Genomic DNA, 12,372 nt, shown 5'->3' on the forward strand with positions numbered 1-12,372 from the left:
TGGTCGTCGCAACACCCCAGCTCAGGGGATGCGATGGACTTCAAGATCCGGGAGAGCCGGACGGTGGCTCAGGGCCGCAAGAGGCTGCTGCGTGAGCGGGAAACATACTTCCTGCTCATGCAGCAGGGCTTCAGCAACAACCAGGCGTGCCGGATCGTGGGCATCAACGACAAGACCGGCCGCCGTTGGCGCAATGGCCGTGCGGCAGACAGCAAGCAGAAGGCGGCACCACCGGTCCGTCCGGTGGTGCCGCCTACTGGTCCGTCCCGCTACCTCCGGGCCGACGAGCGGATCCACATCGCCGACCGGTTCCGGGAGAAGGCCTCGATCCGGGCGATCGCTGCCGAGCTGGGTCGTAGTCCCTCCACCATCAGCCGGGAGATACGCCGCAACGGCACGCGTCCACCCCGCAACGCGACCCACTGGACCTATCGGCCGTATGTCGCGCAAGAGCGTGCGGATGCCCGTCGGCCCCGGCCCAAGACCGGGAAGATCGGCCAGAACCCCGAGCTGCGGGACTTCATCCAGCACCACCTCACACGCCGCTGGAGTCCTGAACAGATCTGCCGGACTCTACGGACGCGCTTCCCCGACCGGCCGGAGATGCACGTGACCCACGAGACGATCTACCAGGCCCTCTACGTCCAAGGCCGCGGAGAACTCCGCCGCGAGCTGACCCGATCCCTTCGGACGGGACGGGCGACGCGACGCCCGCACCGTCAGTCCGCTAAGCGTCAGCCGCGCATGTCGAAGGACATGGTGATGATCAGCGAACGGCCGGCCGAGGCAGCCGACCGCGCGATCCCCGGGCACTGGGAGGGCGACCTCATCATCGGCAAGACCAACAGGTCCGCGATCGGAACACTGGTGGAGCGATCCAGCCGCTTCGTCGCCCTCGTCCACCTGCCTGACGGCCGACACCCCGCCAAGGTCCGCGACGCGCTCATCCAGACCGTCTCCGCTCTCCCGGCCCACCTCCGGCGCTCACTCACCTGGGATCAGGGCTCCGAGATGCACCTCCACCAGGAGTTCAGCACCGCCACGGACATGGCCGTCTACTTCTGCGATCCCGGCAGCCCCTGGCAGCGCGGCTCGAACGAGAACACCAACGGGCTGCTACGGCAGTACTTCCCCAAGGGCACAGACCTCTCCGTCCACACCCGCGAGCACCTGGACGCCGTCGCAGCCGAGCTCAACAGCCGCCCACGCAAAACGCTCGACTGGGAAACCCCAGCCGAGCGTCTCGCTAAGCTCCTGGCGACAGCCAGTTGATCACTGTGTTGCTACGACCCCTGGAATTCGCCCGGGGGGAGGCGGGCCTCACGCACTTCCAGGATCAGACACGACCAGGATCAGGCACCGGCCCCGAACGGACCACCCTCACCGAACACCAGCCCGGCGAAACGCTCACCGATCAGACGGTGCCCCGCCGTATCCGGGTGCAGCCGGTCCTCCAACGGCAACGCCGCGAAATCCGCCTCGCCGTACAACGAAAGACCATCCAGGTAATACAGGTTCTTGTCCTCCGCCGCCCGCTCCGACGTGATCCGCTCCAGCTCCGCCCGGATCACCTTCAACGTCAACCGGCCCGCAGCCACATCCGCCGGATCCCCCGTCGCCCGGTAACGCATCACCTTGCCGTCCGGATCCGGCGCCGTCGGACCCGGCGTGTCCTCATGCATCGGACACAGCACAGGAGAAACCACCAGCAACGGCGTATCCGGATGCCCCTCCCGGATCGTGTCCAGGAACCCGTGCACCGCCGGAGCGAACGCACGCAACCGCATCAGATCCGTATTCACCAGAGCAATACCGATCTTGACGCTGATCACATCAGCCGGAACATCCCGCATCGCACGCGCCGTGAACGGATCCAGCAGCGCATTGCCACCCAGCCCCATGTTGACCAGGTCCACACCACCCGCCGCAGCCGCCACCGCCGGCCACGTCGACGACGGGCTCTCCGCGTTCGTCCCCTGGCTCAGCGAGCTCCCGTGGTGCAGCCACACCCGACGGCCGCTCTCCACCGCCGCCTCCACCGGAGCATCCGTCCGCAGCGCGATCAGCTCCGTCCGCTCGTTGTGCGGCAGCCAGATCTCGACGTCCTTCAGCTCCGCCGACAACCCCGCGAACCGCGCCGTACCCGACTCACCCGACACCGACTCCGACGTCAGCGTCTGCATGTTGAAACGGAACTCATGGCCACCGTCCACCGTGGCCCGACCCGCCGGCCGACCATCCACGAACAGGTCGTACACACCCTCGGCGTTGTCCTGACCACCCTGGAACACGATCTTCGTCGGCATCGTCTCCAGCTCGATCACCGTCGCCCGCGTACGGAACACCAGCCGCACACCCGACGGCTGCGCCTCCACCGTCGCCAACTGCGCCGCCGGATGCTGCTTCCGCGCCCACGCGGGCATCCGGTGCGGCAGCAGGCCCAGCTCCGTACGCTCCACCTCGAGGGCGCCGCGCAGCAGCGGCTCGATGGGCGTGGTGATCCATTCCGTCACATGAGAGGTCATGGTCACACGCTGCCCACCGGCACTCGAGGCCCGCCGGTGCGGGCCTCGACCCGCCGCGCGTACGGGAACGGTCAGCCGTTCGCCGCGTTCTGCTTCTTCTCCTCGGCGTCCTCGATGACCGCCTCGGCGACCTGCTGCATCGACATCCGGCGGTCCATCGACGTCTTCTGGATCCACCGGAACGCGGCCGGCTCGGTCAGCCCGTACTGGGTCTGCAGGATGCTCTTCGCCCGGTCCACGAGCTTGCGGGTCTCCAGCCGGAGGGAAAGGTCCGCGACCTCCTTCTCCAGCGCCTTCAGCTCCGCGAAGCGCGACACCGCCATCTCGATGGCGGGCACCACGTCGCTCTTGCTGAACGGCTTCACCAGATACGCCATGGCACCGGCGTCCCGGGCCCGCTCGACGAGGTCGCGCTGCGAGAACGCGGTCAGCATCAGCACGGGCGCGATGGACTCCTCCGCGATCTTCTCGGCCGCGGAGATCCCGTCCAGGACGGGCATCTTCACATCGAGGATGACCAGGTCGGGCCGGTGCTCCCGGGCCAGCTCCACGGCCGCCTGCCCGTCCCCGGCCTCACCGACGACGGAGTACCCCTCCTCCTCGAGCATCTCCTTGAGATCGAGACGGATGAGCGCCTCGTCCTCGGCGATGACGACACGGGTCGTCAGCGGCGGAACGTGCGACTGGTCGGCGTCGGGCGTGGGCGTCGACTCGTGCGAGGCGGTCACTTGAGGGCTCCTCTATGCGCGGCTGTGCTGCTGCTTGGATGAGCCTACCTAGCTGCGATGCGCGATGGTCACCCGGTAGACTGCGACGAGCAACCCTGCCGGGTTGGTGGAATGGCATACACGGATGTCTCAAACACATCTGCCCGTGAGGGCTTGCGGGTTCGAGTCCCGCACCCGGCACTGTCCGAAAAGCGGACGTTCACCTTCGCATGAACGTTCGCTTTTTGCTGCGCAGAGTCATTCTGCGACACGCACAGTTGCGTCATGGAGTTCCACAGCCTCGAAGTACGCCAGACGGCCCTCGCCCTGTTGCGCGGCGGCACCCGGAATGCCGATGTCGCTCGGCATCTGAACGTGCCACGCGGCACCGTCGGCTACTGGAAGCACAAAGACCGGGCCCGGCGTGGCGAATGCCCGGGCCCGCACAGGCCGGATTGCCCGCGATGCGACGGCAGCCCCCTTGATGCACAGGCCTACGCCTACCTGCTTGGCCTCTATCTGGGAGACGGCCACATAAGCCACTACTCAAGGCACCGAGTACCCAGCCTCATGATCACCTGCGACGACCACTGGCCTGGACTCATGGACGCTGCCGAAGAGGCCATGCGCCGGGTATTACCCTCAAATCAGGTCTGCCGCGTCCGCAGGACAGGTTGCCACAACGTGAAGGTCACTTCGAAGCACCTGACCTGTCTGTTCCCGCAGCACGGCCCCGGCAAGAAGCACGAGCGGCGGATCACCCTTGAGGACTGGCAGCAGGCGATCGTCGACGCGTATCCGTGGGAGTTCGTCCGGGGGCTGATCCACTCCGACGGGTGCCGGATCACGAACTGGACCACCCGGATGGTCGGCGGGGTGCGCAAGCGCTACGAGTACCCGCGGTACTTCTTCACCAACAAGTCCGACGACATCCGAAGGCTCTGCACGGACACGCTCACCAGGGTCGGGGTCCAGTGGACGATCACCGCGCGCGGCAGCGATCCGTACAACGTGTCCGTCGCCCGCAAGGCGTCCGTCGCGCTGATGGACGCCCACATCGGGCCCAAGTACTAGCTAGGGCAGGTCGCCCTCTCCGCCCAGGTTGGCGACCAGGCGGCGCAGGACGTTGATCGTGGCGGCGTAGGCCTCGTCGTCGATGCCCTCGCGCATGCGGGCGTGTACCGCGGCGTTGCGGGTGTGGGCGCGCAGGCGGCCGGCTTCGCCTTCGGGGGTGAGGGTGAGGGTGCCGTCGCCGTCCTGTTCGGTGAGCCAGCCGCGGGTGGTGAGGTCTTCGTAGAGGGCGTCGAAGTCGGTGTTCTGGTCGTCGAAGGGGGACAGCTTCGCGGTGAGGGCGGCGCGGGTCCAGCCGCCGGGGTTGCCGGCGATGTGGTTGAGGGTCCACCAGTGGGGTTGGGTGAGGTCTTCCTCGGCGAGGGCGGTGCGGAGGCCGCCGATGGCGAGGGTGGCGGCTTCGCGGGTCCAGTAGCCGATGGGCTGGGCTGCGATGCGCTCCTGGGGGTACTCGGTGATCGTCATGCTGTTGACCGTAGGACCTAAAGTCGGCTTGAGGTCAAGCACACGAGATGGGGACCCTGTGATGAGCGAGAAGGCTCGCAAGTTGTTCGACGCGCTCGATCTGAACGAGGACGGCCGGCTGACGCGGTTCGAGGTGATCGATGCGTTGCGGTCGAAGGGGCCGATGCTGGCGGCTCGGGGGGATTTGCCGTTCTGGGGGCTGGGGGATGCGGATGCGTCGTCGGCTTTGTTCGATGCGGCGGATGCGAACGGGGACGAGGAGTTGTCGTTCGAGGAGTTCGCGGCGGTGGTGGATCGGCGTTTCGGCTGGTAGCCGGTGGGGCCGGGCGCGGTGACCGCGTCGGGCGGGTGGGTGGTGGGGTGCCCGACGCGGTGCGTGTGGTGCGTGTGGTGCTGGAGCCGCGGCTGCCGCGGCGGGCGGTCAGCGGACGGCGTCGCCGATGTGGTGGATCCGGACGAGGTTGGTGGATCCGGTGACGCCGGGGGGTGAGCCTGCGGTGATGACGACGGTGTCGCCGGGGACGCAGCGGCCGATGCGGAGGAGTTCTTCTTCGACTTGGGCGACCATGGCGTCGGTGGATTCGACGTGGGGGCCGAGGAAGGTTTCGACGCCCCAGGTGAGGTTGAGCTGGGAGCGGGTGGCGGGGTCGGGGGTGAAGGCGAGGAGGGGGATGGGTGAGCGGTAGCGGGAGAGCCGGCGGACGGTGTCTCCGCTCTGGGTGAAGGCGACGAGGAATTTGGCGTCGAGGAAGTCGCCCATTTCGGCGGCTGCGCGGGCGACGGCGCCGCCTTGGGTGCGGGGTTTGTTGCGTTCGGTGAGTGGGGGGAGGCCCTTGGCGAGGATGTCTTCTTCGGCGGCTTCGACGATGCGGGACATGGTGCGGACGGTTTCGACGGGGTATTTGCCGACGCTGGTTTCGCCGGAGAGCATGACGGCGTCGGTGCCGTCGATGACGGCGTTGGCGACGTCGGAGGCTTCGGCTCGGGTGGGGCGGGAGTTGTCGATCATCGAGTCGAGCATCTGGGTGGCGACGATGACGGGTTTGGCGTTGCGCTTGGCGAGTTTGACGGCGCGCTTTTGGACGATGGGGACTTGTTCGAGGGGCATTTCGACGCCGAGGTCTCCGCGGGCGACCATGATGCCGTCGAAGGCGGCGACGATCTGGTCGATGTTGTCGACGGCCTGAGGCTTTTCGATCTTGGCGATGACGGGGAGGCGTCGGCCTTCTTCGTCCATGATGCGGTGGACGTCTTCGATGTCGTGGCCGCTGCGGACGAAGGAGAGGGCGATGATGTCGGCGCCGGTGCGCAGGGCCCAGCGGAGGTCGTCGATGTCTTTGTCGGAGAGGGCGGGGACGGAGACGGCGACGCCGGGGAGGTTGAGTCCCTTGTGGTCGGAGACCATGCCGCCTTCGATGACGGTGGTGTGGACGCGGGGGCCGTCGATGGCGGTGACTTCGAGGGTGACGCGGCCGTCGTCGACGAGGATGCGTTCGCCGGTGGTGACGTCGGTGGCGAGGCCTTTGTAGGTGGTGCCGCAGGTGTGGCGGTCGCCTTGGTGGTCTTCGACGGTGATGGTGAATTCGTCGCCGCGTTCAAGGAGTACGGGGCCTTCGCGGAAGCGGCCGAGGCGGATCTTCGGGCCTTGAAGGTCGGCGAGGATGCCGACGCTGCGGCCGGTCTCGTCGGAGGCCTTGCGTACGCGCTGGTAGCGCTCCTCGTGTTCGGCGTAGGTGCCGTGGCTGAGGTTGAGGCGGGCGATGTCCATTCCGGCTTCGACCAGGGCTTTGATCTGGTCGTATGAGTCGGTGGCGGGGCCCAGGGTACATACGATTTTAGCTCGGCGCATGGGGCGAGCGTATTCCCCTACCTGTGGGTAGGTAATCGCTTCCGGGTGTCCTCTCAACAACCTTTGAGCAAAAGGTTGTTGACAACTGTTGAATGTGCATGGGGGTGCTCTGATGAGCACCCCCGTAGCGCGTTCAGGGGGTGTTCTCAGAGCTGGGGCGGGGTCATGGTGAAGCGGGCGTTCACTTGGGCGTAGACGGTCTGGCGCTGGGGTTCGAGGTCGAGGGGCGGGGCTCCGGCGTCCTCGGTGGCGCTGAAGGCCATGGTGCGCATGGCGCCGCCTTGTGCGGCGGGGAAGGGGGCGGCGTTCTCGGCGCCGAGGTCGGCGAGTTCGACGAGGGCGGCGAGGCGGGCGCCGAGGGCTTCGGCGTATTCGCGGGCGCGCTGGACGGCTTCGAGTACGGCTTGGCGGCGGGCTTCGCCGTGGGCGGGTGAGGTGGGGCGCAGGGCCCACCAGGGGCCGTCGACCTGGGTGAGGTCGAGGTCGGCGAGGCGGGTGGTGAGTTCGCCCAGTGCGGTGAAGTCGCTGAGTTCGGCGGTGATGTGGACGCGGCCGTGGTAGGCGCGGACGCGTTCGGCGCGGCCGTGGCGGGTGAGTTCGGGGGTGATGGAGAAGGCGCCGGTTTCGAGTTTTTCGACGGGGTCGCCGTAGCTCTTGATGAGGTCGAGGACGGTGGTGTTGCGGCGGGTGAGGTCGTCGAGTGCGGTGCGGCGGTCGGTGCCGCGGGCGCTGACGGTGATGCCGATGCGGGCGATTTCGGGGTCGACTTCGAGGCGGGCTTCGCCGCGGACGGCGACGCGGGGTACTTCGGGGGTTCCGTAGGGCTGGTGGGTTGCGTCGTGCGGTGCGTCCTGGGTCATGGCTTCACTGTCGCACTTGGGTGAGAATCTACGCGCGTTGTTCACACCTCCGAAGGGGAGATGGCATGGGGTTCGACCGTAGGGCTTTTCTTGGGACGACGGCTGCGACGGGTGCGGCCGTGGCGTTGGCGGGGGCCGCTGCCGCCCCGGCCGCGGCTGCCCCGGCCGCGGGCGCGGGCCGGCCTGGTCCGGGGCCGCGTACGTACGCGTTCACGGTGATGGGGACGACCGATCTGCACGGGAACGTCTTCAACTGGGACTACTTCACGGACCGGGAGTTCGACGACAAGGCGCACAACGATGTGGGTCTGGCGAAGATATCGACGCTGGTGGACCAGGTGCGGGCGGAGAAGGGGCGGCGCAATACGCTGCTGATCGACGCGGGTGACACGATCCAGGGGACGCAGCTTTCGTACTACTACGCGAAGGTGGATCCGATCACGGCGCGGCGAGGTCCGGTTCATCCGATGGCGCAGGCGATGAACGCGATCGGCTACGACGCGGCGGCGCTGGGGAACCACGAGTTCAACTACGGCATTCCGGTGCTGCGGAAGTTCGAGGAGCAGTGTGATTTTCCGCTGCTGGGGGCGAACGCGCTGGATGCGCGGACGTTGCGGCCGGCGTTCGCGCCGTACAGCATGCACCGGCTGCGCACGCCCTGTGGGCGGGATGTGAAGGTGGCGGTGCTGGGGCTGACGAATCCTGGTATCGCGCTGTGGGACAAGGCGAACGTGCAGGGGAAGATGACGTTCCCGGGGTTGGAGGAGCAGGCGGCGAAGTACGTGCCGCGGTTGCGTTCGATGGGTGCCGACGTGGTGATCGTGTCGGCGCATTCGGGTTCGAGCGGGACGTCTTCGTACGGGGATCAGCTGCCGTACGTGGAGAACGCGGCGGCGTTGGTGGCGGAGCAGGTGCCGGGGATCGACGCGATCCTGGTGGGGCACGCGCATACGGAGATCCCGGAGTACCGGGTGAAGAACACGGCGACGGGCCGGGACGTGGTGTTGTCGGAGCCGTTGAAGTGGGGGCAGCGGCTGACCCTGTTCGATTTTGAGCTGGAGTGGGTGAAGGGCCGCTGGTCGGTGGCGGGGGTGGCGGCGCGGGTGTTGAACTCGAACACGGTGGCGGAGGATCCGAAGATCACGCGGCTGTTGTCGGACGAGCACCGCAAGGTCGTGGAGTACGTGAACCAGGTGATCGGTACGTCGACGCAGGCGATGTCGGCGGCCGAGGGGCCGGTGAAGGACGTGGCGATCATCGATCTGATCAACCACGTGCAGGCGGAGACGGTGCGGGCGGCTCTGTCGGGTTCGGAGTGGGCGGGGCTGCCGGTGGTTTCGCAGGCTTCGTGTTTCTCGCGTACGGCGGCGATTCCGGCGGGGCAGGTGACGATCCGGGATGCGGCGGGCCTGTATCCGTTCGAGAACACGCTGGAGGCGCGGCTGCTGACGGGTGCGCAGCTGAAGGATTATCTGGAGTATTCGGCGCGGTATTTCGTGCGGACGTCGCCGGGTGAGGTGGTGGATCCGGCGAAGTTGACGAACGCGGAGGGTGTTCCGGATTACAACTACGACGCCTTGTACGGGTTCGCGTATGACATCGATGTGGCGCAGCCGGTGGGTTCGCGGATCACGGGGTTGTCGTTCGAGGGGGCGCCGGTGGATCCGGCGGGGCGGTTCGTGCTGGCGGTGAACAACTACCGGGCCTCGGGTGGCGGGAATTTCCCGCATGTGCCGCAGGCCAGGCAGTTGTGGGCGGATTCGGATGAGATCCGTAACACGATCATCCAGTGGGTGAAGGCGAAGGGGACGGTGGATCCGGCGGGGTTCGCTTCGGTGTCGTGGCGGTTGACGCGGGAGGGTGTGCCGGTGTTCCAGGCCGCTCCCTAGGGGTGTTCGACCAGCGGGAGCAGTTCGCCGGCGGGTTGTGGGCGGGTGTGCTCCCGCTGTTCGAGGCCGAAGGTGGTGAAGGCGGTGCGGGCGGGCTGGGGGTAGGGCTCTTTGCCCGTGAGGGTGTTCAGGATGGCGGCGCTGCGCCAGGCGGCGAGGCCGAGGTCGGGGGTTCCGACGCCGTGGGTGTGGCGTTCGCCGTTCTGGACGAAGATGCTGCCGGTGACGGCGGGGTCGGTGATCATCCGGTAGCGGTCGTCGATGCGGGGGCGGCCGGAGGAGTCTTTGCGGAGGTAGGGGTCGAGGCCTGCGAGGAGGCTGGTGAGGGGGCGTTCGCGGTAGCCGGTGGCGAGGACGACGGCGTCGGTGGTGAGGCGGGAGCGGGTGCCCTGGTCGGTGTGTTCGAGGTGGAGTTCGACTTTGGTGGTGGCGACGCGGCCGGCGGTGCGGACGTTGACTCCGGGGGTGAGGACGGTGTCGGGCCAGCCTCCGTCGAGGGTGCGCCGGTAGAGCTCGTCGTGGATGGCGGCGATGGTGTCGGTGTCGATGCCCTTGTGGAGTTGCCATTGGGCGGGGACGAGCTTGTCGCGGACGGGTTCGGGGAGGGCGTGGAAGTAGCGGGTGTAGTCGGGGGTGAAGTGTTCGAGGCCGAGTTTGGAGTACTCCATGGGGGCGAAGGAGGGGGTGCGGGCGAGCCAGGTGAGGCGTTCGCGGCCGGCGGGGCGGGCGCGCAGGAGGTCGAGGAAGACTTCGGCGCCGGACTGGCCTGATCCGATGACGGTGACGTGTTCGGCGCCGAGGATGCGCTGCCGGTTGTCGAGGTAGTCAGCGGAGTGGATGACGGGGACGGTGGGGGCTTCGGCGAGGGGGCGCAGGGGTTCGGGGATGTAGGGGGCGGTGCCGATGCCGAGGGCGAGGTGGCGGGTGTGGGTGCGGCCGAGGGCTTCGGCTTCGCCGTCGGGGTCGAGTTGGGTGAAGTCGACTTCGAAGAGGTCGCGTTCGGGGTTCCAGCGGACGGCGTCGACCTGGTGGCCGAAGTGGAGTCCGGGGATGCGGCCGGCGACCCAGCGGCAGTAGGCGTCGTATTCGGCGCGCTGGATGTGGAACTGCTCGGCGAAGTAGAAGGGGTAGAGCCGTTCCTTGTGCTTGAGGTAGTTGAGGAAGCTCCAGGGGCTGGCCGGGTCGGCGAGGGTGACCAGGTCGGCGAGGAAGGGGACTTGGAGGGTGGCTCCGTCGAGGAGGAGTCCGGGGTGCCAGCGGAAGTCGCGGCGCTGGTCGTAGAAGGCGGTGGCGAGTTCGCCTGTTCCTTGGTGCGGCAGGCCGTGGGCGAGGGCCGCGAGGGACAGGTTGAAGGGGCCGATGCCGATTCCGACGAGGTCGTGGGGGGCATCGGGCGGGGCGGCGGTCATGGGTGGGTGCTGCCTTCCAGGTGGGCGATGAGGGTGTCCAGGTCTGCCGCGGTGGTGTGCGGGTTGAGCAGGGTGGCTTTGAGCCAGAGGCGGCCGTCGGCGTGGGTGCGGCCGAGGACGGCGCGGCCTTGGTGCAGGAGGGTGCGGCGCAGGGTGGCGACCTGGGTGTCATCGGCGTGGGTGGGCCGGAAGAGCACGGTGGTGAGGGTGGGGTGTGCGTGGAGGGTGAAGCGGGGGTGGGTGTCGAGGCGGTCGGCGAGGTGTTGGGCGAGTGTGCAGGTGTGGTCGATGAGGCGGGTGAGGCCGTCGCGGCCGAGTGAGCGCAGGGTGGTGGCGATTTTGAGGGTGTCGGGGCGGCGGGTGGTGCGCAGGGAGCGGCCGAGGAGGTCGGGGAGGCCGGCTTCGGTGTCGTCGGTGGCGTTGAGGTAGTCGGCCTGGTGGGCGAGGGGGGCCAGCAGGGCGGTGTCGGGGACGGCGAGGAGTCCGGCGGCGACGGGCTGCCAGCCGAGCTTGTGCAGGTCGACGGTGAGGGATGTGGCTCGGGTGAGGCCGGCGACTTTGTGGCGGTGGCGGGGGGTGAGGGCGAGGAGTCCGCCGTAGGCGGCGTCGATGTGGAGGTCGGCGCGGTGGTGGTCGCAGAGGTCGGCGATGCGGTGGAGGGGGTCGATGAGTCCGGCGTCGGTGGTGCCGGCGGTGGCGGTGACGAGGACGGGGCCGGGGGTGGTGGCGAGGGCTTCGGCGAGTCGGTGGGGGTCGAGGACGCCGGTGGGGGTGGGGAGTTCGGTGGCCGGGGGGAGGCCGAGGAGCCAGGCGGCGCGGGGGATGGAGTGGTGGGCGTTGGCTCCGTGCAGGACGGTGAGGTGGGGGCCGTGGCGTTCGCGGGCGAGGAGCAGGGCGAGCTGGTTGGCTTCGGTGCCGCCGGTGGTGACGAGGGCGTCGGGGTGGGGGGTGTCGTAGAACTCGGCGGCGAGGGTGCGGGTGACGAGGGCTTCGATGGCGGAGGCGGCGGGGGCCTGGTCCCAGGAGTCGAGGGAGGGGTTGAGGGCGCTGGCGGCGAGGTCTGCGGCGGCGGCGACGGCCAGTGGGGGGCAGTGCAGGTGGGCTGCGCAGAGGGGGTCGGCGGGGTCGGCTGCGCCGGCGGCGAGGGTGTGCACGAGGGTGCGGAGCGCTTCGTGGTCGCCGGTTCCGTGGGCGGGGAGCACGTCGCCCAGTGCGGCGCGGACGCGGGCGGCCTGGGCGTCGGGGCCGCCGGCCGGGATCGGCCCGCCGCGCTCGTGGGCTCCGGTGCGCAGGGCGTCGAGGACGGTGTCGAGGAGGGGCCGCAGGGCTGCGGGGCCGTGGGGTCCGCCGGCGAGCGGGGGCGGTGTGCCGGGCGGCGGCGCTGTCATGGGGTCCTCCGGGGGCTGGGCCTGCGAGCGCCCAGCCGCCCGGTGCCGGATCCTGTGTGACGGGTGTACACAGGGTCCGGCACTACGGGCCGGTGGGGTTGCCCGGCGTGGGGGCGCCGCTGCTCCCCCAGTCGAGGGAGGTCGGCATCCACCCAGCACAACGATCAGACCCGTTTGGGGTAACCGCCGGGGTTTGTCCGGTGGTGGTG

At 68.7% G+C, this 12,372-nt stretch carries 11 protein-coding genes and 1 tRNA gene; 5 read left to right on the forward strand and 7 right to left on the reverse strand.

Annotation, left to right across the window (positions count from 1 at the left end):
- Window positions 1–117: 117 nt before the first annotated feature.
- A complete protein-coding gene (locus tag ACTVZO_RS11410) occupies window positions 118–1,272 on the forward strand; it encodes an IS30 family transposase (RefSeq protein ID WP_443303122.1) in 1,155 nt (384 codons plus the stop codon).
- 80 nt (window positions 1,273–1,352) lie between these two features.
- Here the strand turns inward: ACTVZO_RS11410 and ACTVZO_RS11415 are convergent, their stop codons facing one another.
- Window positions 1,353–2,525: a GDSL-type esterase/lipase family protein gene (locus ACTVZO_RS11415; protein ID WP_443298268.1), complete on the reverse strand. Its 1,173-nt coding sequence runs from the start codon at window positions 2,523–2,525 to the stop codon at window positions 1,353–1,355.
- A gap of 71 nt (window positions 2,526–2,596) precedes the next feature.
- The gene (locus tag ACTVZO_RS11420) at window positions 2,597–3,253 is read right to left on the reverse strand and encodes an ANTAR domain-containing response regulator (RefSeq protein WP_069919819.1); all 657 of its coding nucleotides are present in this window, start codon (window positions 3,251–3,253) and stop codon (window positions 2,597–2,599) included.
- Between the two features lie 97 nt (window positions 3,254–3,350).
- On the opposite strand from ACTVZO_RS11420, the gene ACTVZO_RS11425 reads away from it, so the two are divergent.
- Both ACTVZO_RS11425 and ACTVZO_RS11430 read left to right on the forward strand, forming a co-directional pair.
- Window positions 3,351–3,433, forward strand: a tRNA-Leu gene (locus ACTVZO_RS11425).
- 84 nt (window positions 3,434–3,517) lie between these two features.
- Window positions 3,518–4,306 carry a helix-turn-helix domain-containing protein gene (locus ACTVZO_RS11430; RefSeq protein ID WP_443298269.1) on the forward strand — a complete coding sequence of 263 codons (789 nt, stop codon included), beginning with the start codon at window positions 3,518–3,520 and terminating at the stop codon, window positions 4,304–4,306.
- On the opposite strand, the gene ACTVZO_RS11435 is transcribed toward ACTVZO_RS11430, so the two are convergent.
- Entirely contained in the window at window positions 4,307–4,768 is a 462-nt protein-coding gene (locus tag ACTVZO_RS11435; RefSeq protein WP_443298270.1) for a MarR family transcriptional regulator, read from the reverse strand.
- A gap of 61 nt (window positions 4,769–4,829) precedes the next feature.
- Between ACTVZO_RS11435 and ACTVZO_RS11440 the strand changes: the two genes are divergently transcribed.
- The gene (locus tag ACTVZO_RS11440; protein ID WP_443298271.1) at window positions 4,830–5,081 is read left to right on the forward strand and encodes an EF-hand domain-containing protein; all 252 of its coding nucleotides are present in this window, start codon (window positions 4,830–4,832) and stop codon (window positions 5,079–5,081) included.
- 108 nt (window positions 5,082–5,189) lie between these two features.
- On the opposite strand, the gene pyk is transcribed toward ACTVZO_RS11440, so the two are convergent.
- Both pyk and ACTVZO_RS11450 read right to left on the reverse strand, forming a co-directional pair.
- Window positions 5,190–6,617: a pyruvate kinase gene (gene pyk / locus ACTVZO_RS11445; protein WP_443298272.1), complete on the reverse strand. Its 1,428-nt coding sequence runs from the start codon at window positions 6,615–6,617 to the stop codon at window positions 5,190–5,192.
- 146 nt (window positions 6,618–6,763) lie between these two features.
- Window positions 6,764–7,477: an SIMPL domain-containing protein gene (locus tag ACTVZO_RS11450; RefSeq protein WP_443298273.1), complete on the reverse strand. Its 714-nt coding sequence runs from the start codon at window positions 7,475–7,477 to the stop codon at window positions 6,764–6,766.
- A 65-nt stretch (window positions 7,478–7,542) separates the two neighbouring features.
- Between ACTVZO_RS11450 and ACTVZO_RS11455 the strand changes: the two genes are divergently transcribed.
- Window positions 7,543–9,366, forward strand: a complete 1,824-nt coding sequence (locus ACTVZO_RS11455; RefSeq protein WP_443298274.1) for a bifunctional metallophosphatase/5'-nucleotidase — start codon at window positions 7,543–7,545, stop codon at window positions 9,364–9,366.
- On the opposite strand, the gene ACTVZO_RS11460 is transcribed toward ACTVZO_RS11455, so the two are convergent.
- Both ACTVZO_RS11460 and ACTVZO_RS11465 read right to left on the reverse strand, forming a co-directional pair.
- Window positions 9,363–10,775 (reverse strand): lysine N(6)-hydroxylase/L-ornithine N(5)-oxygenase family protein, encoded by a 1,413-nt coding sequence (locus ACTVZO_RS11460; RefSeq protein WP_443298275.1) that lies wholly within the window; start codon window positions 10,773–10,775, stop codon window positions 9,363–9,365. The two genes, ACTVZO_RS11455 and ACTVZO_RS11460, sit on opposite strands and share 4 nt — an antisense overlap.
- Window positions 10,772–12,163, reverse strand: coding sequence for a pyridoxal phosphate-dependent decarboxylase family protein (locus tag ACTVZO_RS11465; protein ID WP_443298276.1), 1,392 nt, complete (start codon window positions 12,161–12,163; stop codon window positions 10,772–10,774). Before ACTVZO_RS11465 ends, ACTVZO_RS11460 begins: the two co-directional genes overlap by 4 nt.
- Window positions 12,164–12,372 lie beyond the last annotated feature (209 nt).

Origin of the sequence: Streptomyces sp. IBSNAI002, assembly GCF_052244475.1 — a bacterium.
Classification (GTDB): domain Bacteria; phylum Actinomycetota; class Actinomycetes; order Streptomycetales; family Streptomycetaceae; genus Streptomyces.